This window comes from Anoxybacillus sp. LAT27, from assembly GCF_022030075.1.
Taxonomy (GTDB): Bacteria; Bacillota; Bacilli; order Bacillales; family Anoxybacillaceae; genus Anoxybacillus; species Anoxybacillus kestanbolensis.
In genome coordinates this window covers 88,100-114,208 of record NZ_JAIWYK010000423.1, presented here as the reverse complement: position 1 = coordinate 114,208, position 26,109 = coordinate 88,100, and the positions used below count along the sequence as shown (strand labels likewise).

31 protein-coding genes are annotated in these 26,109 nt (G+C 40.2%); 30 read left to right on the top strand and 1 reads right to left on the bottom strand.

The features are described from left to right. Window positions 1-6 precede the first annotated feature (6 nt). From LD028_RS12230 to LD028_RS12100, 27 genes are all read left to right on the top strand, one after another. Entirely contained in the window at window positions 7-1,143 is a 1,137-nt protein-coding gene (locus tag LD028_RS12230) for a flagellin N-terminal helical domain-containing protein (protein ID WP_237811968.1), read from the top strand. 81 nt (window positions 1,144-1,224) lie between these two features. Further along, window positions 1,225-1,662: a YaaR family protein gene (locus tag LD028_RS12225; RefSeq protein WP_006320059.1), complete on the top strand. Its 438-nt coding sequence runs from the start codon at window positions 1,225-1,227 to the stop codon at window positions 1,660-1,662. Between the two features lie 11 nt (window positions 1,663-1,673). Continuing rightward, complete coding sequence (locus LD028_RS12220; protein ID WP_237811967.1) at window positions 1,674-2,081, top strand: TIGR03826 family flagellar region protein; 408 nt, start codon at window positions 1,674-1,676, stop codon at window positions 2,079-2,081. A gap of 66 nt (window positions 2,082-2,147) precedes the next feature. Next, window positions 2,148-2,405, top strand: coding sequence for a flagellar biosynthesis anti-sigma factor FlgM (flgM, locus tag LD028_RS12215; RefSeq protein WP_237811966.1), 258 nt, complete (start codon window positions 2,148-2,150; stop codon window positions 2,403-2,405). Window positions 2,406-2,419: 14 nt separating this feature from the next. After that, a complete protein-coding gene (locus LD028_RS12210; protein WP_237811965.1) occupies window positions 2,420-2,872 on the top strand; it encodes a flagellar protein FlgN in 453 nt (150 codons plus the stop codon). 12 nt (window positions 2,873-2,884) lie between these two features. Beyond that, window positions 2,885-4,426 carry a flagellar hook-associated protein FlgK gene (flgK, locus tag LD028_RS12205; RefSeq protein ID WP_237811964.1) on the top strand — a complete coding sequence of 514 codons (1,542 nt, stop codon included), beginning with the start codon at window positions 2,885-2,887 and terminating at the stop codon, window positions 4,424-4,426. Window positions 4,427-4,437: 11 nt separating this feature from the next. Continuing rightward, window positions 4,438-5,310, top strand: coding sequence for a flagellar hook-associated protein FlgL (gene flgL / locus LD028_RS12200; protein ID WP_237811963.1), 873 nt, complete (start codon window positions 4,438-4,440; stop codon window positions 5,308-5,310). A gap of 14 nt (window positions 5,311-5,324) precedes the next feature. Beyond that, window positions 5,325-5,879 (top strand): DUF6470 family protein, encoded by a 555-nt coding sequence (locus LD028_RS12195; RefSeq protein WP_237811962.1) that lies wholly within the window; start codon window positions 5,325-5,327, stop codon window positions 5,877-5,879. A 13-nt stretch (window positions 5,880-5,892) separates the two neighbouring features. After that, window positions 5,893-6,330, top strand: a complete 438-nt coding sequence (gene fliW, locus LD028_RS12190; RefSeq protein WP_237811961.1) for a flagellar assembly protein FliW — start codon at window positions 5,893-5,895, stop codon at window positions 6,328-6,330. Window positions 6,331-6,342: 12 nt separating this feature from the next. Continuing rightward, window positions 6,343-6,591 (top strand): carbon storage regulator CsrA, encoded by a 249-nt coding sequence (gene csrA, locus LD028_RS12185; protein ID WP_237811960.1) that lies wholly within the window; start codon window positions 6,343-6,345, stop codon window positions 6,589-6,591. After that, window positions 6,581-6,766: a hypothetical protein gene (locus LD028_RS12180; RefSeq protein ID WP_035047206.1), complete on the top strand. Its 186-nt coding sequence runs from the start codon at window positions 6,581-6,583 to the stop codon at window positions 6,764-6,766. The genes csrA and LD028_RS12180 overlap by 11 nt, the downstream gene beginning before the upstream one ends. Before the next feature lie 141 nt (window positions 6,767-6,907). Continuing rightward, window positions 6,908-7,726 carry a flagellin N-terminal helical domain-containing protein gene (locus LD028_RS12175; RefSeq protein ID WP_237811959.1) on the top strand — a complete coding sequence of 273 codons (819 nt, stop codon included), beginning with the start codon at window positions 6,908-6,910 and terminating at the stop codon, window positions 7,724-7,726. Window positions 7,727-7,831: 105 nt separating this feature from the next. After that, window positions 7,832-8,083, top strand: coding sequence for a hypothetical protein (locus LD028_RS12170; protein ID WP_237811958.1), 252 nt, complete (start codon window positions 7,832-7,834; stop codon window positions 8,081-8,083). A gap of 21 nt (window positions 8,084-8,104) precedes the next feature. Continuing rightward, window positions 8,105-10,033, top strand: coding sequence for a motility associated factor glycosyltransferase family protein (locus tag LD028_RS12165; protein ID WP_237811957.1), 1,929 nt, complete (start codon window positions 8,105-8,107; stop codon window positions 10,031-10,033). Between the two features lies 1 nt (window position 10,034). After that, complete coding sequence (locus LD028_RS12160; protein ID WP_237811956.1) at window positions 10,035-10,397, top strand: hypothetical protein; 363 nt, start codon at window positions 10,035-10,037, stop codon at window positions 10,395-10,397. Beyond that, window positions 10,394-11,815, top strand: a complete 1,422-nt coding sequence (locus LD028_RS12155; RefSeq protein WP_237811955.1) for a motility associated factor glycosyltransferase family protein — start codon at window positions 10,394-10,396, stop codon at window positions 11,813-11,815. The genes LD028_RS12160 and LD028_RS12155 overlap by 4 nt, the downstream gene beginning before the upstream one ends. 168 nt (window positions 11,816-11,983) lie before the next feature. Next, on the top strand, window positions 11,984-12,952 hold the full coding sequence (gene pseB / locus LD028_RS12150) for a UDP-N-acetylglucosamine 4,6-dehydratase (inverting) (RefSeq protein WP_237811954.1): 969 nt from the start codon (window positions 11,984-11,986) through the stop codon (window positions 12,950-12,952). Window positions 12,953-12,970: 18 nt separating this feature from the next. After that, window positions 12,971-14,152, top strand: a complete 1,182-nt coding sequence (pseC, locus tag LD028_RS12145; protein WP_237811953.1) for a UDP-4-amino-4,6-dideoxy-N-acetyl-beta-L-altrosamine transaminase — start codon at window positions 12,971-12,973, stop codon at window positions 14,150-14,152. 12 nt (window positions 14,153-14,164) lie between these two features. Beyond that, window positions 14,165-14,896, top strand: coding sequence for a cytidylyltransferase domain-containing protein (locus LD028_RS12140; RefSeq protein WP_237811952.1), 732 nt, complete (start codon window positions 14,165-14,167; stop codon window positions 14,894-14,896). 14 nt (window positions 14,897-14,910) lie between these two features. Continuing rightward, window positions 14,911-16,002: a UDP-2,4-diacetamido-2,4,6-trideoxy-beta-L-altropyranose hydrolase gene (gene pseG, locus LD028_RS12135; RefSeq protein ID WP_237811951.1), complete on the top strand. Its 1,092-nt coding sequence runs from the start codon at window positions 14,911-14,913 to the stop codon at window positions 16,000-16,002. After that, window positions 15,999-16,556, top strand: coding sequence for a UDP-4-amino-4,6-dideoxy-N-acetyl-beta-L-altrosamine N-acetyltransferase (gene pseH / locus LD028_RS12130; protein WP_237811950.1), 558 nt, complete (start codon window positions 15,999-16,001; stop codon window positions 16,554-16,556). Before pseG ends, pseH begins: the two co-directional genes overlap by 4 nt. After that, a complete protein-coding gene (gene pseI / locus LD028_RS12125; RefSeq protein ID WP_237811949.1) occupies window positions 16,553-17,608 on the top strand; it encodes a pseudaminic acid synthase in 1,056 nt (351 codons plus the stop codon). Before pseH ends, pseI begins: the two co-directional genes overlap by 4 nt. Before the next feature lie 178 nt (window positions 17,609-17,786). Further along, window positions 17,787-18,143: a flagellar protein FlaG gene (gene flaG, locus LD028_RS12120; RefSeq protein ID WP_237811948.1), complete on the top strand. Its 357-nt coding sequence runs from the start codon at window positions 17,787-17,789 to the stop codon at window positions 18,141-18,143. Between the two features lie 17 nt (window positions 18,144-18,160). After that, window positions 18,161-19,648 carry a flagellar hook-associated protein 2 gene (locus LD028_RS12115; protein WP_237811947.1) on the top strand — a complete coding sequence of 496 codons (1,488 nt, stop codon included), beginning with the start codon at window positions 18,161-18,163 and terminating at the stop codon, window positions 19,646-19,648. A 20-nt stretch (window positions 19,649-19,668) separates the two neighbouring features. Then, window positions 19,669-20,070, top strand: a complete 402-nt coding sequence (fliS, locus tag LD028_RS12110) for a flagellar export chaperone FliS (RefSeq protein WP_237811978.1) — start codon at window positions 19,669-19,671, stop codon at window positions 20,068-20,070. Next, on the top strand, window positions 20,070-20,420 hold the full coding sequence (gene fliT / locus LD028_RS12105; RefSeq protein WP_237811946.1) for a flagellar protein FliT: 351 nt from the start codon (window positions 20,070-20,072) through the stop codon (window positions 20,418-20,420). The genes fliS and fliT overlap by 1 nt, the downstream gene beginning before the upstream one ends. 9 nt (window positions 20,421-20,429) lie before the next feature. Beyond that, window positions 20,430-20,819, top strand: a complete 390-nt coding sequence (locus LD028_RS12100; RefSeq protein ID WP_237811945.1) for a DUF8042 domain-containing protein — start codon at window positions 20,430-20,432, stop codon at window positions 20,817-20,819. A gap of 183 nt (window positions 20,820-21,002) precedes the next feature. Here LD028_RS12100 and LD028_RS12095 read toward each other — a convergent pair whose 3' ends face one another. Continuing rightward, a complete protein-coding gene (locus tag LD028_RS12095; RefSeq protein WP_094240448.1) occupies window positions 21,003-22,085 on the bottom strand; it encodes an HD-GYP domain-containing protein in 1,083 nt (360 codons plus the stop codon). 173 nt (window positions 22,086-22,258) lie between these two features. Between LD028_RS12095 and hpf the strand changes: the two genes are divergently transcribed. From hpf to secA, 3 genes are all read left to right on the top strand, one after another. Continuing rightward, a complete protein-coding gene (gene hpf, locus LD028_RS12090; protein WP_032101209.1) occupies window positions 22,259-22,807 on the top strand; it encodes a ribosome hibernation-promoting factor, HPF/YfiA family in 549 nt (182 codons plus the stop codon). Window positions 22,808-22,870: 63 nt separating this feature from the next. Then, complete coding sequence (locus tag LD028_RS12085) at window positions 22,871-23,452, top strand: coiled-coil domain-containing protein (RefSeq protein WP_237811944.1); 582 nt, start codon at window positions 22,871-22,873, stop codon at window positions 23,450-23,452. A gap of 115 nt (window positions 23,453-23,567) precedes the next feature. Next, window positions 23,568-26,072 (top strand): preprotein translocase subunit SecA, encoded by a 2,505-nt coding sequence (secA, locus tag LD028_RS12080; protein WP_237811943.1) that lies wholly within the window; start codon window positions 23,568-23,570, stop codon window positions 26,070-26,072. The last annotated feature ends 37 nt before the right edge of the window (window positions 26,073-26,109 follow it).

Here is a 26,109-nt window from a genome sequence, read left to right as displayed (position 1 = left end):
AAAAAGATGAGAATTAACCATAACATTCAAGCATTGAACGCTTATCGTAACTTGGCAGTGAACCAATCAAACACAGCGAAAAACTTAGAAAAACTTTCTTCTGGCTTGCGCATTAACCGCGCCGCAGACGACGCCGCAGGTTTGGCGATTTCCGAAAAAATGCGCTCGCAAATTCGCGGTTTAGAAGTCGCAGAACGTAATGCGTTAGATGCCATTTCGTTAATTCAGACAGCGGAGGGGGCGCTAAGCTCTGTTCATAGCATGCTCCAACGCATGCGTGAGTTAGCGGTGCAAGCGTCTAACGACACAAATACTGCTGAAGATCGTGCAGCATTAGACCAAGAAATTCAACAGTTGAAAACAGAGATTACACGTGTAGCGACATCAACCGATTTTAACAAAACAGCGTTGCTGGATGGAACTTTTGGAACAAAAGTCGATCAAGATTCATCGAAAACGACTGCTTTATCGGTAACAGGGGTGGCTAATATCACAACTGGCGGTGGTTTGAAAGCAGGAACTTATACAATATCTTGGAATGGTACAGATAACGTTTATGAGTTAACAGATAGTAGCAGTACAGTAATCGGTAAAGCGACTGATTTGGCTACGGACGGTGCAGGTTCCATTACTTTTAAAGGCTGGGATAGCACGAACAGCAAATACACAGGGGTTTCATTAATTACGGTTACTACAAATGGCGCATATACGTTGAATAGTTTAACTGGCAATGTTGAAATCACCGGAACAGAAAGTAACTTCCAAATCGGAGCGAATGAAGGACAAGTAGTTGGACTAAGCATAAGTGATATGACTACAACTGGCTTGGGGATTGATAGCGTAACTGTAACGGATCATGCTTCTGCACAATCTGCAATTTCGGTTATTGACGAAGCGATTCGTAAAGTATCTGAAGAGCGTGGTAAACTTGGTGCCTACCAAAACCGCCTCGAGCACACGATCAACAACTTAAAAACAGCGCATGAAAACTTAACATCGTCCGAATCCCGCATTCGCGATACAGATATGGCGATGGAGATGACGAACTTTACGAAAAACAACATTTTAAACCAAGCGGCACAGGCGATGCTCGCGCAATCGAATCAGTTGCCGCAAGGAATTTTACAATTGTTAAAAAGCTAATGGGTAAAAAGGGTAGGTCGATGCGACCTCGCCCTTTTTTTGTAACTGTGGCATAATAAAAATAAAAAGGTGTGAACGTTGATGGAAGTGCAAAAAGTGTCGCGGGCGTCGTTGAACCGTGTGGCGAAAAAAGAGGATGCACCGATGGAATCGGTGTCGTTTACGGAAGTGATGCATAAGAAAAAAAGCGATGTGTTATTTGAACGTTTTCAAACGATGGCGCAACAAATTGAAGCGCAAGGGAAAAAATTAGCTGAGTCGCAAACGGTGGAAGATTTAAAACAATATAAAAAATTAGTGAAACAATTTTTAGACGATGCGGTGAAAAATAGTTTGCAGCTTGAAGAACAGCGCGGATTTAGCCGAGGGGGACGGTCGAAAATTTATAAGCTTGTAAAAGAAGTCGATCAAAAGTTAGTGGAGCTCACAAACGCCGTACTAGAAAAAGAAAAAAAAGGGCTCGATTTGCTTGGACTTGTCGGTGAAATTCAAGGATTAATTATTAATATTTACACGTAAGGGGGAGCAACATGTTAGATAACTGCCCAAAATGCGGGAGTTTGTTTGTGCGGACGCAATTTCGTGATGTGTGCGAGGCATGCTATAAAGAGGAAGAGAAATTGTTTGAAAAAGTGTATGCATTTATTCGAAAACGAGAAAATCGCACGGCAACAATGCCTCAAGTCGTTGATGCGACGGGGGTAGAAGAAGCGTTAATCATTAAATGGATTAAAAAAGGACGGTTGCAGCTCGTTCATTTTCCAAACCTCGGCTATCCGTGCGAAAAATGTGGGGCAACGATTCGTGAAGGACGTTTATGTGCTAAGTGTATCGGCGGCATTCAAAAAGAGATGACAAAAATTCAACAAGAGGAAGAACGACAAAAACAAGCGAAACATCAGACGACATATTTTACCGAGCGACGCAAAGAGAACTAAACATTTTTTTCTTTTTGCCGATAATAAATATAAGAAAACAAGGCGGGAAAAAAGTGAGGTGGGAATATGAAAATTAATCGCATTCAGCCGATGAACGTTAACCCATATGAGCGGACGTCACGTGTCGAAAAGCCAACGAAGGCGATGAAAAAGATGGATCAAGTTGAAATTTCTAGCGCAGCGAAAGAACTGCAAGAAGCTGCGAAATTTTCTTCGGAACGGTTAGAAAAAGTGGAACGGCTAAAATCAGAAGTTGAAGCAGGTACGTATACAATCGATGCACGAGCGATTGCAGAAAGCGTATTGCGCTATTATAAACGATAACGGAGCGAGTAAATATGATCGATGTGATGCAAAAGTTGCTGACGTTTCATCGTGGGTTATTGCAACTAGCAGAACAAAAAACAGAAGCGATTAAAAAAGGCGATGTCGGTACGTTACAGCAAATGATGATGAAGGAACAAAAATATGTGATGGCCATTCGCCAGCTAGAAAGCGAACGAATGAGCCTTCTGTCGCATTTACCCGAGAAAGAACGAACGGTGAGCCGATATGCTGAACAGGTGGAAGAAAGAGAACGAATGAAGCTTCTTCAACTAGCCAATGAACTAAGCGACACGATTGTACGATTAAAAGAGCAAAACGAACTGAATATGCAACTATTGCAACAATCGCTCCAATTTATTCATTTTACATTAGATTTGATGATACCGAACGAGCAAGATGTGACGTATGACCCGAAGCGAACGGGTGAATTGCCGCCACGGTCGTCATTTGAAGCAAAAACGTAAGGGGGTTTTTTTGTGCTTTCGACATTTCACGGATTAGAAACGGTGCGGCGTGGGATGACTGCCCAACAACAAGCATTATACGTCACCGGTCATAATATCGCGAACGCCAATACGCCAGGTTATTCGCGCCAGCGCGTCAACTTTGAACAAACGCCACCGTATCCGTTTGCCTCGAAAAATCGCCCCGTCATGCCTGGACAAATGGGAACAGGTGTGGAAGGTGGTACGGTGCAACGGATGCGGGAAGAATTTTTAGATGTGCAATATCGCGGCGAAAATATGAAATACGGCTATTGGCATACGCGCGCCGAAGCATTGTATAAAATGGAAGAGATTATGAATGAGCCATCGGATGAAGGATTGGCAAAAACGCTTGATCGCTTTTGGCAATCACTGCAAGATTTAGCGGTAAACCCGTCAAACCCTGGCGCACGTTCGGTCGTTCGTCAGCGCGGCATGGCAGTCGCAGAGACGTTTCATTATTTATCAAGTTCACTTAAGTCGATTCGCGATGATTTAAAAAATGAGTTAGACGTCACAGTAAAAGCGGTAAACTCGTTAGCTCGTCAGCTTAATGATATAAACAAACAAATTAGCGAAGTCGAAGTGCACGGCTATTTGCCGAACGATTTATATGATGAGCGCAATCGGCTGTTAGATGAGTTGTCGCAATATGTGAACGTGAAAGTTACCCCTGTGTCAAGCGGTGGCAGCTCCTTAAAAATTGCGGAAGGACGTTTTACGGTCGAGTTAGTGGATCGTACAGGAAGCACGGTGATTGGGACGCTTGTTGATGGGCGACTAGGACAAGTAAATGAGCTTCAACTAAGCTATCAAGACAATGTGACAAAAACAGGGCCAATTGTTGGCTTTTCACTTGGAAATACACCGTTTTCAACGTTTGAACACTTAAAAGAAAATGGGAAAGTAGGATCGCTTCTTTATTCATACGGATATAGTGAAGATGGGGGTACAACGACGAAAGGGCTATATCCTGAAATGTTAAGCAATTTAAACGCCATGGCAAAAGCGTTTGCGGATGAGTTTAATACCGTTCATTCAAGTGGATGGAGTGTAACGGAGATAAAAAATAATGCTACTGCACCGAGTGCGAAGCCGTTTTTCACTTACGATTCAAATGATCCAGCTGGAACGTTAGATGTCGCACAAATTATTAAAGATTCGCTTGACAACATTGCCGCGTCAGCAACAGGTCAAATCGGTGACGGAAGTAATGCCCAAGCGCTCGCTGAAGTAAAAAACGGAACGATGAATATTGCAGGAAACACAACAACGATTCAAAACTTTTACGAAAGTGTAATTGGACAAATGGCGGTCAACGCGCAAGAAGCGAAACGGTTATCTGAAAATAGCGAAGTGCTTCGCCAATCGGTTGACGAACGCCGCCAGTCGGTCAGCTCCGTATCGCTTGATGAAGAAATGATGAACATGATGAAATTTCAACATGCTTATAACGCCTCTGCGCGTATGATTACAATGATCGATCAAATGTTAGATAAAATTATTAACAATATGGGCATCGTTGGAAGGTAGGTGAATAATGAATGCGCGTCACACAAATGATGCTTGCGAACAATACGCTTCGCAATGTAAGCAAAAGCTATGACAAACTTGGTACGTATCAACAACAACTAGCGACGGGGAAAAAAATTCATCGCCCGTCTGAAGATCCGGTCGTGGCGATGAAAGGAATGCATTATCGTACAAGTTTAACGGAAATCGAGCAATTCCAGCGCAATTTGTCGGAGGCGTATACGTGGATGGAAAACTCGGAATCGGCGCTGAACCATACGACAAACGTCTTGCAGCGTGCCCGTGAACTTGTCGTGCAAGCGAAAAACGGCACGCTCGGTCAAGAAGATCGCCAAGCGATTGCGCGCGAAATTGAACAGTTGAAAAAAGATTTAGTGCAAGTCGCTAACACAAAAGTGGCAGGCAAATATGTTTTCAATGGGACAAACATTGAACAAGCACCTGTGGCGGACGGGACACCACCAACCGTTACTAACAACAACGATGATTTTATGGTCGAGGTAGCCAAAGGAGTTAAACTAAAAATTAACGTTACGCCAAACAATGTATTTAATCAAGGGTTGTTCGATACGTTGCAGCAAATTGAAAACGAACTAGCCAATCCGACAAACAATTTAGATAATTTACTTTCCCAATTAGACACACATATAAACGACGTACTCGCCGAACGTGCAGAACTCGGTGCGCGCGTCAATCGTTTGGAGCTCGTGGAACAGCGTTTGTCGGAACAACAACTGATCGCTAAACGAATGATTTCTGATAACGAAGATGCGGACATTGAAAAAATTATTACAGAATTAAAGTCGCAAGAAAGTGTGCATCGTGCAGCACTCTCTGTCGGAGCACGCATCATTCAACCGACGCTCGTTGACTTTTTACGTTAAGGGGATGAGATAAGATGAAAATCCCGCAACTGACGATGCAAGCGACGTTCCCGCAACTATCCATTACAGTTGAGCGTGGATATATGCATATGCGTCAACAACAAGCCGAGATGTCGATTGAACAACCGAAACCACAGCTTGAGATGAAAACAACGCCACCGCGCCTCACGATTGATCAAACGGAAGCTCGTGCGGATGTCGACTTGAAGCACATTTTTCGTCGCATTGAAGAGGCGGCGCAAGAAGGGTATGCGAGCTGGCTGTCGTATTTAGAAACAACAGCGATACAAGGTGATGAACTCATGCGGATCGAACAAGGTGGTGATGTGCTTGCGATGCAAGCGCAGGCGAATAGCGAGCGCCCACCTCTTGATTATAACGTCGGTCTTGTGCCGCGCCCGTTTAGGGTGAAAGTCGGTTTTGAGCCAGGACATATCAATATGAACTGGCAAACATCAAATGCTCGTATCCATATTGAGCCACGCCCTGTGCAAATCGATTACAAACCAAATGTTGTGCATATTGACTTAGCGCGTCACAACAACTTGCGCATTGACGTGACCGTATAAATGAGGGATGAACATGAATATTGAAACGAAATATCACGGAACGGTTCAGCTTTCTCAGTTGGCGCTCGTTTCATTTGAAAACGGACTACCGGGCTTTGAACATGAAAAACAATTTGCGTTGCTTCCGATTCACGATTCACCATTTACAATTTTACAATCAATACAAAATAAAGACGTGGCGTTTGTCATGATTGAGCCGTTTTCGTACTTCCCAACGTACGAAATTGAATTGGACGATACGACGTGTGACCAATTGAAAATACAAAAAGAAAACGATGTAGCGCTATACGTCATTTTAACGGTCGCAGAGCCGTTTACAAATACGACAGCGAACTTACAAGCGCCTGTCGTCATTAACGTTCATGAACGAATTGGTAAGCAAGTTATTTTAACAAATACACCGTATAAAACGAAACATCGACTTTTTCCAGAAACGGTTGAGGCGAAATAAGGAGGCGAGGACATGCTTGTATTAACACGCAAATTAAAAGAAGCGATTCAAATCGGCGATGACATCGAAGTCGTCGTTCTTGCCATCGATGGCGACCAAGTCAAGCTCGGTATTCGCGCGCCGAAACATATCGATGTGCATCGAAAAGAAATATATCTCGCCATCCAAGCAGAAAATAACGCTGCCTCTCTTGCCTCTATAACTTCGCTTCAACAGTTATCTGATCAATTAAAGAAAGGAGGGGAGTATGATGAGCGTTAGCATCGGCGGTGTTCAAATCCCCGGCGTCATTGCGCGCATTGTTCAAGACAATAAAGCGATCGCCGAACAAGCGTTAAATGAAATCGTAAACAAACATAAAGACGATCCAGCGCGCATCGTCAAAGAAATTCAACAACCATCTCCGTTTTCACAATTTCTTGACATTAAAGTATAAAATTTTTTTCGCAACCTATTAAACTTTGAAAAAACGAGCCGATAATAAATGTGAGAGCAAGAAAGAAGGGCGGCCGACTTCAATCTTGCCAACCAAAAACCACACGGACGTGGGAAAAATAAATTCAAGGAGGAAAAAACAATGAGAATTAACCACAACATTGCGGCATTAAATACGTATCGTCAATTAACGAATGCTAGTAATGCACAAGGCAAGTCTATGGAGAAATTATCTTCTGGTCTTCGTATTAATCGTGCAGGCGACGACGCAGCAGGTCTTGCGATTTCTGAAAAAATGCGTGGACAAATTCGTGGATTAGAGCAAGCATCTCGCAACGCGCAAGATGGCATTTCGTTAATTCAAACAGCTGAAGGTGCATTGAATGAGACACATGCGATTCTCCAACGTATGCGTGAATTAGCAGTTCAGGCTGCGAACGATACGTATACGACTGCAGATCGTCAGAAGATTCGTGATGAAGTTGTTCAACTTTACAAGGAAGTAAACCGTATTGCAAGTCAAACTGAGTTTAATACGAAGTCATTGATTAGATCTGGTATTACAGTTAAATTTCATGTTGGTGCAAACAGTAGCCAGACGATCACATTATCTATCAACAAAATGGTTGCTTCAACTTTACTTGGAGGAAATACTTCTATCATCAAAGTCTCTTCGCAAACAGGATCTGAAGATTTTATCAAAGCAGTTAACAGTGCCATTAACACCGTGTCTAAAGAGCGTGCAAATCTTGGGGCGTACCAGAACCGTTTAGAGTATACGATTAACAACCTAGGCACTTCGGCAGAGAACTTAACAGCAGCTGAGTCACGTATTCGTGATGTAGATATGGCAAAAGAAATGATGAATCAAACGAAGAATTCTATCCTTGCTCAAGCAGCACAAGCGATGTTGGCACAAGCCAACCAACAACCGCAAGGAGTACTTCAGCTATTACGATAAAAAATCTAATGAAAAGCCGACCAACAAGGTCGGTTTTTCATTACTAAATACGAGAATATCACTTCTCTATTATGGGAATAATTTTGAATGGAAGGAGGAGAAAAATTGAAAGGTACGTTAGATGAATTACACGAAATAACAAATAAGCTGTATAGAATCGAAACTCATCAAGCTATGCAAAAATGGAAGAGCGCTTTTGAAAAAATTTATATACATATGGAAGAGTACGATAGAGATATAAATAAAAGTGATGTTTTGGAAATTATCCGATTAATTGTTTTTGCTATGGAAAATAAGGATTATATTTTAATGGCTGACTTAATTCGTTATGAGCTTATTCCGTTGTTGAGTAATTAATAGAAAGAGAGGTGAATGAATATGCATCTGCAATCTAACTTGAAATACTTAAGCCGGTACAACACTACACTCAAGTATGACCTTAATAATGTTGATACAGGTGAAGTTGAGCTTTTAAAGGTAAATAACAATTTTGTTTTCAAGCTTCAAGATGAAGAAGGGAAAGAATTTTATTCTGGTAGTATTTACGACCCAGAATATGAAGCGAATGTATTTTTGGATGGAGTCAATTTTGATAATACAGGATATGTTTTATTAGGGATTAATTCTAACGTAACCCTGACAAAAATCTTAGAGAGAAAAACGGATAATGCTTGGGTGTTTGTCATCGAAAAAGACTTAAGAATTATAAAAAAATTCTTGGAGGAAACAAATTTACGCCCCTATTTAGAAAATAAGCCCGAAAGACTTATTTTCTTCTATGGAGAAGAGGAACAGGTAAAGAATCTTTTGTCGATTTACTTACAATCTCTCGTAGGCTTTTATTTCTTGCAAACAGAAATACTTAGAACATTCCCTACTTACCGTGTCTCCCCTCAATATTACCAAAATGTTTTTGAACATTTTAGCGATATATTGAAAAACCATGTATTCAACATCGGGAATGATCTTAATGATACTTTACTTGGAATTAAAAATGAATTAAAAAATTTGAAACATGTGCTAACAAGACCGTGCTTAAAAGCTTTGAAGGATAAATATAAAGGAAAGCCGATTATATGTGTATCAACAGGCCCCTCTCTGGATAAGCAACTGCCACTACTTAAACAAGTGAAAGGAAAGGCGGTTATTATATGTGCTGAATCGGCTATGCGAGTTTTGTTAAAAAATGGAATTTCACCTGATGTTGTGTGTATCTTAGAGCGCATTGAGAACTCATTTAAGTTAAGCGTAGAAGGTGTGCAAATTCCACAGGAGACAGTGTTGGCTGGATTGACGGTGATTGATCCGCGGATTTTTGACTATTGGCCAAAATATTTTATCCCTATATTCAAAAATAACCTTGCTAATAGTCGCTTCATTAATGATGCATTCGATAATTTAGGGGAATTATACTGTGGTAACTCTGTTGCGCATATGTGTTATATGCTTGCGAACTATATAGGTGGAGATCCGATTATTATCATTGGCCAAGATTTGGCTTATAGTGATGATGGCACAACGCATAGTAAAGACTCATTTTATAATTTTGAGAACGATCAAGGGATTGACGATAACATTAGAACAAAGATTCAAGAAAGCTTGTTGAGTGAAGGGATGCATAACAAAACTGTTTATCTAGATGGTTATTATGGAGGAAAGGTTCGTTCACGTTTGTTGTGGCAGCAATTTCTTATTTGGTATGAACATCATGTTTCAAGTTCACGAGCTCGAACAATCAATGCGACAGAAGGCGGTGTGCATATCAAAGGTACAGAGAGAATGCCATTTAAAGAAGCAATAGAGAACTTCTGCACTGAACCCATTACCCCTATCACCCATTTGTTAGAACATATCGATATGCCAAAGAATTATGCACGAGAAAAGTTGGGAAATTTACGTGAGAAGTACGAGCAATTAAAAGAAGTTCTTCAACAAATTCGGGATTATGCTGAAGAAAATAAAGAATACACATATCAACTGTTACAGGAATTGAGACCCGACTCAAGAAACATGTTTCTATTGGAAATGAAATTAAGTAGGGCTCTATCCCATAATGAAAATGTGGTTAAAATGATTTTGGGAAATGAATTGATTAGTTTTTATTTGAGACCCCTTGTTGCCTATATGCATGTAAGAATTAATCCGATTTCACGTATCAATTCTATCGAGCGTGCCAGAGAGATACTGTCTACTCAAGGATGGTTTATGGAGAATGTTGTGTATGGAATAGATGAGTTTAGATCGTTATATGAACGCGAATTAGAAGAGATTTGGAATATCGTTGTAACTGAGCGAATGGAGGATTAAAATGAAATTTCAAGATTTAATTTTCGAAACAAAGCAAAGTTGTGAAGAGTATTTACCTAAGTTAATCCAAGCTTGTGATATTATATCTGAAAAAATACAATGTAATGACGTAGAGTGGTTTAACGACTACCAGTTATTTTTGGAGGGGTTATCTTGGTTTGTCAGCGCAGTAGAGGGGATTAGAAAGATTTCGGAAATCGAATTGGAAGAAATTGATATGAAAAAAATTAACGCATTGCTCAGGGAAATGGAAAAAACTCTATTTAACAAAGACTATGTGATGTTGGCGGACTTATTAGGATATGAATTAAAAGAGATGTTGAGTAATTATTTAGAAATTATCAAGAGGGATATTAGCTTATGAATTATGAGCGATTAAATTGGGACGCGATTCGATCAAGAACAGATATTTATATAGACGCTCTTTTTCGTGATACGGAGGAACAATTTGAGTTTTTCAGAGCTAAAACAGGGCACTTAACATGTCTTTGCAAAAAAAGTAGTGACGAGGAGCTTTTGATTCATAGTAAATATAATCCAGTTACAGAAGCTGCCCGTATGATACAGGCACAATTAAGAGGGTATGACCTTCTTGATAAGGTGATTTTATACGGGTTTGGTTGTGGGCACCATATTCGGGAATTGCGAAGAATTATTGGTCATGATGTAGAAATTGAAGTATGGGAGACGAACGTAGCATTTTTTTATGAGGTATTAAAACATGATGACTTCACGGATATTTTTAAAGATAGAAGGTTAAAACTAAAAATAACTCAACAGACCAATTTATTTGTTTTGGGCTCTTTGGATCTGAATGTTGACGAGGTGGCCGTTTTTATTCATCAACCTTCATTACGGTTAGTGCCCAAATCTTTATATTCATTTCGACTGGTAATGGAAAAGTTCTTAATGAGAATGACGACAACTAACAATTTTTCTAGTGTGATGAAAGAAAATTTTTTGTCGAACGTTTCGCTAAGACATCCAAGCATTACACCATTTGTACAACAATTCGAGAGAATCCCAATTATCATGGTTTCGGCTGGACCATCTTTAGAGAAGAATGTTCATCTATTAAATAGTGCTAAAAAACATTCTTTCGTTTGCTGTGTCGGTACAGCATTAAAGCCGTTGCTTAATCAAGGGGTTTATCCTGACTTTTTTATGATGATTGATCCGAAAGATTCAGTACTTGAACAAATAGCGGATGTGTGTGATCTCGATATCCCGTTGTTCTACTTATCCACTGTAAATAAAAACGTACCTTGTGAATATAAAGGACCGAAATTTATTGTTTATCAAGAGGGGTATCCGTTAGCTGAAGAATATGCGATTAGAGAGGGAGTTCCTGCGATCCGTAGCGGGGGGTCTGTTGCTACTTCTTTGTTTGACTTGTTGTTGAGGTTTGGCTTTCATCCCATTTGTTTAGTCGGTCAAGATCTTGCTTACACAAATCGAAAAACTCATGTAACTGGGGCCCATAATTTTAGATATATCGATGGCTTCAACAATGATATCATTTATACGTTAAGCTTTGATCAGTCGGGTAAAGTACCGACATCAAGGCAGTTACTTCTATACCGGGATTGGTTTGTAAATATTGCACGTTTAGAGAGACGATCGTTATATAATGCTACGGAGGGAGGAGTATATATTGATGGGTTCGAGCATATTACTCTGGCCGAATTTATAGACAAAAACAAGAAATTTGATATTTCAGTTGTACGTGAAACCTTCAAAAAATCAACAAAACTATTAGCTAGATTCGGCTTTAATTGTTAATGTGACCAATTTTATAAAAAATTATACTTAGATGTACATGAGTGTGTATTTAGTCAGTTGGACATACTCCTTAGATAGATTTTCTTTTTTCATAATCGTTGTTGAAAATATTTATCAAACAGGATAAAAGTTTCTCTTGTTTTCCATAAGATAATGGAGGGTTTGTTTATGTATTTATGTGGTAAAACAATTTTGGTGACAGGCGGTACTGGATCGTTTGGTAAAAAGTTTGTAAAAAAAGTTCTCGAATACGATATAAAAAAGGTAATTATCTTTAGTCGGGATGAGTTAAAGCAGTTCGAAATGGCACAGGAATTCAAGGATCCTAGGATAAGATTTTTCATTGGTGATGTACGTGATAAGGATCGTTTGTATCGTGCTTTTGATGGGGTGGACATTGTTGTTCATGCTGCCGCCATGAAGCAAGTGCCAGCTTGTGAATATAATCCTTTTGAGGCCATTAAAACGAACATTCACGGTGCCCAAAATGTAATTGAGGCTGCTATTGATAGAGAAGTAAAACGGGTTATTGCGTTAAGCACGGATAAGGCTTGTAGCCCAGTCAATTTGTATGGTGCTACAAAACTTGCTTCCGACAAGCTGTTTATTGCAGCGAATTCGTATGTGGGAGAAAAGGAAACAAGGTTTTCGGTCGTTCGTTACGGGAATGTGGTAGGTAGTCGAGGAAGTGTCGTTCCATTTTTTAAGAAAATCAGATCTACCGGTAAATTACCGATTACGGATGAAAGGATGACGCGTTTCTGGATCACGCTTGATCAAGGTGTCCAGTTCGTTCTAGATAGTTTGCAACGTATGAGAGGCGGCGAAATTTTTGTCCCGAAAATCCCGAGTATGAAAGTGGTGGATCTAGCTAAAGCGATCGCTCCTGAGTGTGAAATTGAAATTGTAGGGATTCGTCCGGGGGAAAAGCTGCATGAGGCTATGATTACAGAAGATGATGCAAGGCATACTGTGGAATTTGATACATACTACGTTATTCAGCCGGAATTTCCTTGGTGGAATACAGATCTTGTTGGATTCGGGAAAAGTCTCCCGGAAGGTTTTAAATACACGAGTGATACAAATAAAGAGTGGTTAACAGTAGAACAGTTGCGCACACTAGTAGAGGAAATATAATGTGTTTGGGAGGATTGCATGGGGAAGACGCTTTGGGAACCGCTTCGTCCATCATATTTACCTTATGGAAAACAATGGATTGATGATGGTGATATTGAAGCAGTTGTAGAAGTATTAAAAGGAGATTATTTAACAACCGGTCCGTATATTCCAAAATTTGAACAAGCTGTTGCGCAATATGTTGGTGCTAAATATGCCGTCGCTTTTTCCAATGGTACGGCGGCACTTCATGGTGCTTGTTTTGCGGCGGGGATTGATCAAGGAGATGAAGTGATCACAACACCGATGACCTTTGCAGCAAGTGCGAATTGTGTACTTTATCAAGGTGGAATACCTGTTTTTGTGGATATTGATGAGAAAACGTACAATATTGATCCGAATAAAATTGAAGAAAAGATTACGGATAAAACAAAGGCTATTATCCCTGTTGATTTTACAGGTCAGCCGGTGGAATTAGATCGCATTTTAGAAATCGCCAGAAAGTATAATCTTGTCGTTATTGAAGACGCGGCTCATGCGTTAGGAGCGACATATAAGGGTAGAAAAATCGGCTCTATTAGTGATATGACGATGTTCAGCTTTCACCCAGTAAAACATATTACATCGGGTGAGGGCGGCATTATTACAACGAATAATGAAGAGTATTATGAAAAATTGTTGCAATTCCGTTCTCATGGAATTACACGTGAGAAAGATAAGCTAAATGAATATCATGGTCCTTGGTATTATGAAATGCAGTTTCTTGGTTACAATTATCGAATGACCGATATTCAAGCGGCGCTAGGTACAAGCCAGCTGAAGAAGGTTGATCAGTTTATTGAACTTCGTCGAAAATATGTTGCCATGTATAATGAAGCATTCAAAGATATAGATGAAATTATAACTCCATTTGAACATGAAGACGGACAATCAAGCTGGCATTTATATATTATTCGATTAAAGTTAAATAAATTAAAAGCGTCAAGACTAGAAATTTTTGAAGCATTGCAACAACAAAATATTGGTGTTAATGTTCACTATATTCCCGTTCATTTCCATCCTTATTATCGACAGCTGGGTTACAAAAAAGGAACTTGTCCGAACGCTGAAAAATTGTATGAGGAAATGATTACGTTGCCTCTATTTCCTGCGATGAGTGAAGAAGATGTTCATGATGTAATCAAAGCAGCGAAGAGAACGATTGATTATTATAAGAAGTAAGAAGGTGAAACAGTGAAAGTTGCTGCAATTATTCAAGCGCGGATGGGTTCAACAAGACTTCCGGGGAAAGTGTTGAAAAAAGTACTTGGTAAAACACTACTTGAATATCAAATGGAAAGGGTAAAAAAAGCAAAAACGATTGATGAAATGATTATCGCCACAACGACGAAAGAAAGTGACGATCCAATCGTTCAACTTTGCCAGCAACTTTCGATTCCTTACTATCGTGGTTCGGAAGAGGATGTGTTGTCGCGCTATTACGAAACAGCAACAAAATTTGGTGTAGATGTAGTCGTTCGTTTAACATCTGACTGTCCAATCGTTGATCCAAATGTTATTGATAAAGTGGTTGAACATTATTTAGAAAACAAGGATCAATATGATTATGTTTCAAATACATTGGCTCGTACATATCCACGGGGCATGGATACAGAAGTAATGTCGTATGAAGTGTTAAAAAGAGCTCATAAAGATGCAAAAGAGCTGGTATATCGGGAACATGTAACTGCCTATATATATCATCATCCTGATCAATTTAGACTTTGTAATGTTTCAAATGAAAAGGATGAAAGTAAGCATCGTTGGACAGTAGATACAGAGGAAGATTTTCTATTAATTAAAAACATATTAGAAATATTGTATCCAATAAATCCATTGTTTACGTTAAAAGATGTTATTCAAGTTTTGCAAGACAAACCTGAATGGGTAGAAATTAATGCTCATATCGAACAAAAGAAACTATAGGTTGTGTTTTCAAAATGAATGTTTTATTTAGAGTTGACTCATCGGCAACGATTGGAACTGGTCACGTGATGAGATGTCTAACACTAGCAAAACAACTAAAACAAAAGAATGCTAATATTTCTTTTATATGCAGGGATCTTGAAGGGAATTTAATTAACTTTATTAAAGATCATGGTTTTGCTGTTTATGTTCTGCCGAAAATTAGGATGAATGGGGCAGACAATAATAATACTTTTAAATGGTATAAAGAAAACTGGCAACAAGATGTGCGTGAAACTCTAAACATAGTAGAAGCACAAATTCGTTCAATAGATTTTTTCATTATCGATCACTATGGTTTAGATGAAAAATGGGAGTCTAAGCTTAAGCCTTTTACAAAGAAGTTAATGGTGATTGATGATTTGGCAAATCGGAAGCATGTTTGTGATTTTCTTCTTGATCAAAACTTGTATTTAAATTATCAAGAAAGGTATAAAAATTTAGTTCCTCCTGAATGTAAGCAACTATTAGGACCAAATTATGTGTTGTTAAGGGAAGAATTTATCGAAGCTTCTCGCCAGAAACGCATTCGTAATGGAGAAATTCATAACATCCTTGTTTTTTTTGGAGGAACGGACCCTACCAATGAAACAGTCAAGGTGTTAGATGCTTTAGCATTATTGGACAATAATATAAAAGTAAATGTTGTTGTGGGTTCATCTAATAAAAGAAAAGACGAGATTCAAGAATATTGTGATCGATACTCCAACTTCTTTTTTCATTGCCAAGTGTCAAATATGGCAGAATTGATGAATGAAGCTGATTTAGCAATTGGAGCTGGTGGGACGACAACATGGGAAAGATGTTATTTAGGACTCCCATCCATTACAATTATTGTAGCGGATAATCAAATAGAGTTAACCGATGCCGTTAGCCAATTTGGCGCGACCATTAATCTTGGATTTAGTCATGAAGTCACATCTGATCAAATATTTGAGGTTGTAAAGGATTTAATCAAGCATCCTAAAAAAGTTCAATTACTATCTGAACGTGCTTCTAAACTTGTCAATCACAAAGTTGTAAATACTTATCCAGTTGTTAAGGCAATCATGGAGGAACTAAAATGAACTTATTAGAACGTGCAAGACTGGAAGATATGAATTCTTCACATTTAGAAATGGTTTTAAATTGGAGAAATCAGGAGCATATTCGATCGGTAATGTTCCATGATCAAATTATTTCACTAGAAGAACACAGGAAATGGTTTGACAGAGTGAAAGAAGATCAGCGAACCATTGTAAAGATATTTTATCTCGACAACGTTCCGTTAGGGGTTGTGAATTTTACTAATATAGATTTTAAAAATGGCAAATGTTCTTGGGGATTTTATGTTGGTGATCAAAATGCGCCAAAAGGTTCAGGAACTTTAATGGGATACTTAGCCTTGAATTTTATATTTGAAGGGTTAAACATCCGTAAATTATGTGCAGAGATAATCGGTTTCAATGAAAGAAGCATTCATTATCATCAGCGGTTAGGTTTTAGAACAGAAGGTGTTTTGAGAGAGCACGTCCTTAAAAATAACCAATATGTAGATGTGATATTGATGTCTTTATTTAATAAAGAATGGAAAGAACAAAAAAGTAAAATACGACATATGATAGAAGGAATGAGAGTATGAACGAAATTATTGTTGAAGGAAGAAAGATCGGACCAAATCATAGACCATTTATTATTGCAGAAATGTCTGGAAACCATAATCAATCCTTAGAACGTGCTTTAGCGATTGTTGAGGCAGCTGCCAAGGCTGGAGCACATGCGTTAAAGATTCAAACATATACAGCGGATACAATGACATTAAATTTAGAAAACCCTGAATTTAAAATTGAAGATAGCGATAGTTTATGGAAGGGGAATACGTTATATCAGCTATACCAACAAGCCTATACCCCGTGGGAATGGCACAAACCGATTTTTGATCGCGCCCGGGAATTAGGCATGATTCCTTTTAGCACTCCTTTCGATGAAACAGCAGTAGACTTTTTAGAAGAATTAGATGTACCAATGTATAAGATTGCATCTTTTGAAAGCACCGATATTCCACTCATTAAAAAAGTTGCTTCAACAGGGAAGCCGATGATTATTTCAACGGGAATGGCAACAGTAGCCGAATTGGACGAAACGGTTCGCGCAGCGAGAGAAGCAGGTTGTAAGGATCTAGTTCTTTTAAAATGTACAAGCACCTATCCAGCCTCTCCTGAAAATACAAATATATTAACCATTCCACATATGAGAGAATTGTTTAACTGTCAAGTCGGTTTATCCGATCACACGATGGGAGTAGGGGTTGCAGTTGCCAGTGTTGCGTTAGGAGCAACAGTCATTGAAAAGCATTTCACATTATCAAGAGCAGATGGTGGGGTAGATTCTGCGTTTTCAATGGAACCTGATGAAATGAAAGCATTAGTAATTGAAACAGAAAGGGCATGGCAGGCATTAGGGGAAGTGAAATATGGACCAACTGAGAAAGAAAAGTCATCGTTGAAATTTAGAAGATCGGTTTATGTTGCAAAAGATATTAAAGCTGGAGAAAAGTTTACTAAAGAAAATATTCGAGTGATTCGACCGGGATATGGTTTAGAGCCAAAGTATTTTGAAAAAATTATTGGATTAACGGCGAAGCAAGATTTAAAAGCTGGTACTCCTTTATCGTTTGACTTACTCTTTGAATAGCAGAAAACCATTCAGCTTCACAAGTATTACCAAAGGGGTGAGTGATTAAATGTGTTATAGCGTAGTAACCGTGGCCCCTCTCCAATACGGGGGACTTTCTTTTTCCTCTCCCCTTCAAATTTCCCTTCTTCTATCCGATATAAACAGTAGGAACGTATATGCAAAGGAGCGAACGATGATGATTGAACGTATTTCTTCTCTTTCTCCCACATATATGTACGAAAAAACGACAAAGCGTCCAGCAGAACAACAAAAACAAGAGCAAACCACTGTACAGCAAATGAACGCAAAACAAGAAGAAGAGCGCATCTCGAAAGAAAAACTTGAAGAAATCGTCAAAGGAATGAATGAATTTTTACAACCGAGCCATACGTCGTTAAAATTTGCGGTACATGAAGATTTAAAAGAGTATTACGTCCAGCTCATTGACGATCGCACGAAAGAAGTCGTGCGCGAAATTCCGCCGAAAAAACTGTTAGATATGTATGCGGCGATGATGAAGTTTGTCGGATTAATTGTTGATCGAAAAATTTGAGAGGATGGTGAGAGGGCATGAGTACAATGCGTATCGGTGGCTTAGCGAGTGGTATGGATATTGATCAACTCGTCAGCGATTTAATGAAAGCGGAGCGCATACCTCTTGATAAGTTGTATCAGAAAAAGCAAATTTTAGAATGGCAACGCGATGACTATCGTTCGATGAATACGTTGCTTCAAGATTTGGATAGTTATATTTTTAATAACTTAACGCTGCAAAGTAATATACTCAAAAAAAAGACAACAAGTTCTGATGAGAGTGTTGTGACGGCGACAGCGGATGCTTCTGCAGCGAATATTAGCACGAATTTAACGGTTACGAAAGTCGCTACGTCGGCCACTTGGGTTTCTGCTGCTTCAGCTAGTTATACACCGAGCGGTACAGATACGACGTTGAAAATTAACGTAACAAATGGGGACGGCACGAGCCCAACAAACCCTGTAACCATTACAATTGCAGCGAACTCATCGTTAGATTCAGTCATTGCTCAATTGAACAGCAATAACGACCTCGGCATTAGTGTGTTCCACGATACGCAAACAGGGAAAATTTCGATTATGAAGAAAGATACAGGTGCCGCAGCAAGTTTAGTCATGGGGGATGCAACGACAGCTTCCTTTTTTCAAAGCCTCGGGTTTACAGGTGCTGCAGATGGCGGGGAACTCACAGGAAAAACGGCAGGAGAAGATGCTCAATTTACAATTAATGGATTAACGACATCGCGTTCGTCAAATACGTTTACCATTAATGGTGTGACTTATACGTTGAAAAAACCAGGATCATCGACGATCACCACTTCGACAGATACAGATCATATGTTTAATACCATTAAAGGTTTTGTGGATAAATACAATGAAGTCATTGGCAAAATTAACGCAAAAATATCGGAAGAGCGTTATCGTGACTATACGCCGTTAACGGATGAGCAAAAAGAAGCGATGACAGAAAAACAAATTGAATTATGGGAAGAAAAAGCGAAAAGTGGACTTCTGCGTCGAGATTCGATTTTATCAAGCGGTTTAAGTCAAATGCGGTTAGATTTGTATAGCCAAGTGAGTGATCCAAGTGTTAACAGTAATTATGACACGCTCTCTGAAATTGGGATTACGACATCAAGTAACTATTTGGAAAACGGAAAACTGATTATTGATGAGACAAAGTTACGTGATGCAATCGAAAGAGATCCAAATGCCATTTATCAACTGTTTAACGCTAGTGGGGCTGATTTCGACACCAAAGGGATTGCGAAACGTTTGCGTGATACGATCAAAAATACGATCGGAAAAATTGAAGCGAAAGCTGGGAAAACGATTTGGACGAACAATCAGTTTGAAATTGGGAAAAGCTTAAACGATTTGGATCAGCGTATTGATGACTTCGAGGATCGATTAAAACAAATCGAAGATCGATATTGGCGTCAGTTCACTGCGATGGAGAAAGCCATCCAACGTGCCAATGAACAAAGTATGTATCTAATGAATGCCTTTGGTGGCGGAGTATAATGGGGTAGGAGGAAATGAATATGACGATGAATAATCCGTATCAATCATATCAAACGAACGCGGTGCAAACGGCGTCACCAGGAGAATTAACGCTTATGCTTTACAACGGTTGTTTGAAATTTATTGCACAAGCGAAAAAAGCGATTGAGGAGAAAGATATTGAAGCGCGCAACACAAACTTGTTAAAAGCGCAAAAAATTATTCAAGAGCTGATGGTGACGCTCAATATGGAATATGAAGTGGCAAAGTCGATGATGACGATGTATGACTATATATATCGTCGTCTCGTTGAAGCAAATATTAAAAGCGATATTTCTATTTTAGAGGAAGTTGAAGGGTATGTGAAAGAATTTCGCGATACGTGGAAGCAAGTCATTCAAATGAATCGTCAGCGTCAATACGCGCAAGGCGGTCACGTGTAATGAGCGTTGTGTCGGAACTTTTGGATATCACGAAAGCGATGGTAAAGTTGCTTCGTGAGCCGATCGAGAAAGAAAAGCGTGATGGCGTCATTGAACAAGTTGAACAACTGCTGGAGAAGCGTGAACAGCTTCTTCAGCACCTTCCAAACGTATTGACAGATGAAGAAAAACAAATGGGAAAAGAGCTGCTTATGCTTGATCGCGAGGCAAACGCTCTTCTCCAACAATTGAAGCAACAAATTCAACAAGATTTAAAGCAAATGAAACAAACGAAAGTGGCAGCACACCGATATCATGATTTGTATGAGCCGTTATCGATTGACGGTATGTTTTATGATAAACGAAGGTAGGTAGAACATATGGTACATTTAACTCCAGAACAATTAACAGTCGTTCGTCAATATGCGGCGCTACTAGACACAATTGAAGAAGGCTTTCAATATGTCATTGAAAGTTTTGCGAATTACGAACGTACGCAAGGAGATGTCGTGCTCGCTGATATTTTTACAGCGTTCGGTCAAATTGATACGACAAATGAGCGTTCGCTTGCGCATTTTTTCGCTGATGATACGGCGTTGTTGAATGAACTTCAACGTTTTTCTTCTGTCGTCGAAGAAGCGTGGAAATTAGACGGAAAGCTACATGATCCAAACGCGAAGCAACAAATTGTCGAAAAACATGTAGCGCCAGCGTTTGAAGCGTGGAAAGTAAGCGTGATGCAACATCTTCGTCCGTATGTGGAGCAATAATAAAAAGGTGCGAGTGGCTCGCACCTTTCTTGAAAGATAAGAAAGTATAAAATTTTGAGTTCATGTCTAGCTCCAAGCGCCATCGGCTCGAGTCGCTCCGCCCCACACTGCGGCGGCGACAGCCTCCTCGGTGGGGCTTGTGCGATCTTCGCCGATAGGCGGGCGCTTTGCGCTTTTCTTCATTTAAAACGCTTCGACAATCGTGACATTCACTTCTTTTCGTAAGTCAATTTCAAACGGTGATTTCAGCACTTCCCCGTTTGGATTTTGTAAAATGCGAACGACAGGGCGAAGCGGGTATTCAGGGAAAATGTTTGAGACGACACCTCGGTATCCTGTGTTTAATACGACGTTTGTGCCGAGCGGGTAAATAGCAACATATTTTAAAAACGTTTTAATGAGTTCATAGTCAAACAACGTATTGCCGGCTGCGCATAAATATTCAGCTGCTTCGTGCGGTGAATGTTGTTGGCGATGGTCACGCGGAGAAGTGAGCGCATCGAACACGTCAGCAATGGCGATAATGCGCGCAAATTCATGAATGTATTTTCCGGCTGCTTGATGCGGATATCCGCTCCCATCAAAACGCTCATGGTGTTGAAGTGCACAATAAGCGGATGACGGTGAAACGTTGTTTTGTTTTTTCAATAATTCAAAGCCAAACTCGGTATGATGAGAAACGATTCGACGTTCTTCAGGGCTAAGCGGTCCTTTTTTGCCCCAAAGCGCACTCGGAATTTGTGTCATGCCGATGTCAAATAAAAGCGCCCCGACCCCTAAATCGAGCAATTGTTGAGATGAGTATCCTTTTGCCAATCCGATGACACCTGCGATCGTTGCTACGTTAACCGAGTGGTGAAAGAAATATCCTTTTGAAATAACAAGATCAGATAAGTTAATAAGCAAGTTTTCACGACTTAATAAATAATCTAAAATTTCCTTAAATATTTTTTGATATTCTTGACCGAGGTCAAGTGAGGATACACGCTGGACAGCTTTTTGTTCCTCGATTAGCTCTGTCATTGTTTCATACACTTTTTTTACTGCTTGTTGTCGCACGACTGGGCTAATCATCGGTTTTTCTTCAATATCAAACGTAAAAATGTCGTGAATATAAATATGACGAATGCCATTTTCACGCAATCCGCGAATGTATGAGTCGGTCAGTTTAACTCCCTTTGCAAGCAAAACTGCACCGTTCGGTCCGTAAATATCAACGGCGAGCACATCACCACTTTTTGCTTCAAATATGTGCACTTTACGCATGCGATCACACCTCAGTAGAAAAATACGAACAATTTTCATCATCTATAAATTATAGCATAATTATCCATTGTTTTGTTCATCATTTTTTCACAAAAAATGTGACGATTGAGAAGGAGTTTTGTAGGGAATTGTAGAAATAAGTAAACAACCTTTCATAAAAGGAGGAACAGCGTATGAAATACAACATTCGCGGAGAAAACATCGAGGTTACACAAGCGATTCGAGAGTATGTCGAGAAGAAAATCGGAAAATTAGAGCGCTATTTTGAATCAACGGAAGGAGTAACGGTTCACGTTAATTTAAAAGTATATAACGATAAACAGGCGAAAATTGAAGTAACGATCCCGATGCCACAAATTGTGTTGCGTGCCGAAGAGCGTCATGATGATATGTATGCCGCCATCGATTTGGTTGTCGATAAACTCGAACGCCAAATTCGTAAACATAAAACAAAAGTAAATCGAAAAATGCGTGAAAAAGAAGCGAATGGCGTCACGCTAACAGCAACTGCTCCTGTCGCAACAGAAGAGCATGAAGAAGAGGAATTTGAAGTTGTACGTACGAAGCGCTTCAGCTTAAAACCGATGGATAGCGAAGAAGCCATTTTACAAATGAATATGCTTGGTCATAACTTTTACGTCTTTATTAACGCGGAAACAAACCGCACAAACGTCGTTTACAAACGAAAAGACGGTAAATACGGCTTAATCGAAGCGAACTAACCTATTCACCCTCTGTCGAATGAAGACAGAGGGTGGTATAATGTGAAAGGAGGTGAAAAAAGGATGGAAGCGATTTTACGTGAAATTTTAGGGAAGTTGACGAATATCGAAAGTCATTTTCTACAGTTTCAACAAGAAGTGCGTAACCAATTTGCTCGAATTGACGAACGATTCGCACAGATAGATAGACGATTTGAGCAAATGGAAGCGCGATTTGCCCAGATTGATGAACGATTCGCGCAAATTGACGAACGATTCGCGCAAATTGACGAACGATTCGCGCAAATTGACGAACGTTTCGCACAAATTGATGAACGTTTCGCACAAATTGAGGCGCGATTTGCTAACATGGAAGCTCGTTTAACCGCACTTGAACAAGAGATGAAAGAGGTAAACACGCGCATTAGTCGTCTCGAAGAAGAAATGTGTGATGTCAAAAAACGTCTGGAACATGTCGAGATGCAACTAAGCGACGTAAAGGAAACAGTGCATCGTTTAGAAATTCAACTAGCTAACGATGTACAAACATTACTGCAACATATTTATAAAAAGATTGACGAAAAAGGTTTTGAAATTTATGCTCTCAACAAACGACTCCACCATGTCGAAGCAACGATCGAACAACTTCAATCACCTCCACGATAACATCTCCCCAGCGTCCCCTACGCTGGCTTTTTCTTTTCTTTCGTATGAGTTGTCACCTTTTCTTGTAAGTGATATGATGGTAATTAGCGACTATATAAGCAAGGGGCGTTTTTGTATGCTTGGAATGTTGAAAAAAGTGTTTGACCCGAATAAACGACAAATTGCGCGATTAGAGAAAATCGCGAATGAAATTGATGCGCTCGGTCCGCAAATGGCGCAGCTTTCTGATGACGAGTTGCGTCAAAAAACAGAAGAGTTTAAGGCGCGTCTTGAAAAAGGCGAAACGCTTGATGATTTACTTGTTGAGGCGTTTGCGGTCGTTCGCGAAGCAGCGAAGCGCGTGCTTGGCATGTATCCATATAAAGTGCAATTAATGGGGGGCATCGCCCTTCATGAAGGCAACATTGCTGAAATGAAGACAGGGGAAGGAAAAACGTTAACCGCAACGATGCCGGTATATTTAAACGCATTAACAGGAAAAGGCGTCCATGTCGTCACGGTAAACGAATATTTAGCAAGCCGTGACGCAAACGAAATGGGTAGATTGTATCAGTTTTTAGGTTTATCTGTCGGGCTAAATTTAAGCAATATGTCGCGCGAAGAAAAGCAAGCGGCTTACAACGCCGACATTACATACGGAACGAATAACGAATTTGGTTTCGACTATTTGCGCGATAACATGGTGCTATATAAAGAACATATGGTGCAACGTCCGCTTCATTATGCGATCATTGACGAAGTCGACTCCATTTTAATTGACGAAGCCCGTACACCGCTCATTATTTCTGGGACGGCGCAAAAGTCTACAAAATTGTACATTCAAGCAAACGCGTTTGTGCGTACATTAAAACGCGATGTCGATTATACGTACGATGAAAAAACGAAAAGCGTGCAGCTGACGGAAGAAGGAATGAACAAAGCAGAGCGTGCGTTTGGAATCGACAACTTATTTGATTTAAAACATGTGACGTTAAACCACCATATTAACCAAGCGTTGCGTGCGCACGTTGTCATGCAGCGCGACGTCGATTACGTTGTCGAAGATGGAAAAATCGTCATCGTCGACCCGTTTACAGGCCGTTTGATGCGCGGACGTCGTTATAGCGACGGGCTTCATCAAGCAATTGAAGCAAAAGAAGGGCTTGAAATTCAAAACGAATCGATGACGCTTGCGACGATCACGTTCCAAAACTATTTCCGCATGTATGAAAAGCTCGCGGGGATGACGGGAACGGCGAAAACAGAGGAAGAAGAATTTCGCAACATTTACAATATGCAAGTGGTCGTCATTCCGACAAATAAACCTGTTATTCGCGATGATCGTCCAGACTTAATTTATCGCACGATGGAAGGAAAGTTTCGTGCGGTTGTTGAAGATATTGCGGAACGTCATGCGAAAGGACAACCTGTTCTCGTCGGTACGGTGTCGATTGAAACGTCTGAATTGTTATCGAGCATGTTAACGAAGCGCGGCATTCGCCATAACGTGTTAAACGCGAAAAACCATGCGAAAGAGGCAGAAATTATTGCGCAAGCTGGTCAAAAAGGGGCCGTAACGATTGCGACAAACATGGCAGGACGCGGAACGGATATTAAACTCGGCGAAGGAGTGCGCGAACTTGGCGGTTTAGCGGTCATCGGTACGGAGCGTCACGAAAGCCGCCGCATCGACAACCAGTTGCGCGGACGTTCCGGCCGTCAAGGTGACCCTGGGGTATCGCAATTTTACTTGTCGCTTGAAGATGAACTCATGCGTCGCTTCGGCTCAGAAAATATGATGGCAATGATGGATCGTTTAGGCATGGACGATTCACAGCCAATTCAAAGCAAAATCGTATCTAAAGCGGTCGAGTCGGCACAAAAACGTGTCGAAGGAAACAACTTTGATGCGCGTAAACAACTATTGCAGTACGACGACGTATTGCGTGAACAACGTGAAATTATTTATCGTCAACGCTTCCAAGTACTTGATTCAGAAAACTTGCGTGACATCGTTGAAAAAATGATTCAATCGGTTATCGAGCGCGTCGTACGCATGCATACACCAGATGAAGAAATGCCAGAAGAATGGAACGTGCAAGCGATCGTTGATTATGTGCAAGCGAACCTCCTTCCAGAAGGAGATGTGACTGTCAACGACTTGCGCGGCAAAGATCCAGAAGAAATGATTGAATTCATTTGGAATAAAGTACGTACACGTTACGATGAAAAAGAAAGCCGCATTCCAGCGGAGCAAATGCGCGAGTTTGAACGCGTCATCGTGTTGCGTGCGGTCGATATGAAATGGATGGAACATATCGATGCGATGGAACAGCTTCGTCAAGGCATCCATTTACGTGCGTACGGTCAAATTGATCCGTTGCGCGAATATCAAATGGAAGGATATGCGATGTTTGAAGCGATGATCGCTTCCATTGAAGAAGAAGTCGCTCGTTACATTATGAAAGCGGAAATCGAAAGCAATCTTGAGCGACAAGAAGTCGCGAAAGGTGAGGCTGTCCATCCGAAAGAAGGCGAAGAAGTAAAACGCAAGCCGGTGAAAAAAGCGGTGGAAGTCGGTCGAAACGATCCATGCCCGTGCGGAAGCGGAAAAAAATATAAACATTGTTGCGGACGATAAGTGAGGGATGTTCCCTCGCTTTCGTTATGTTGCGTCC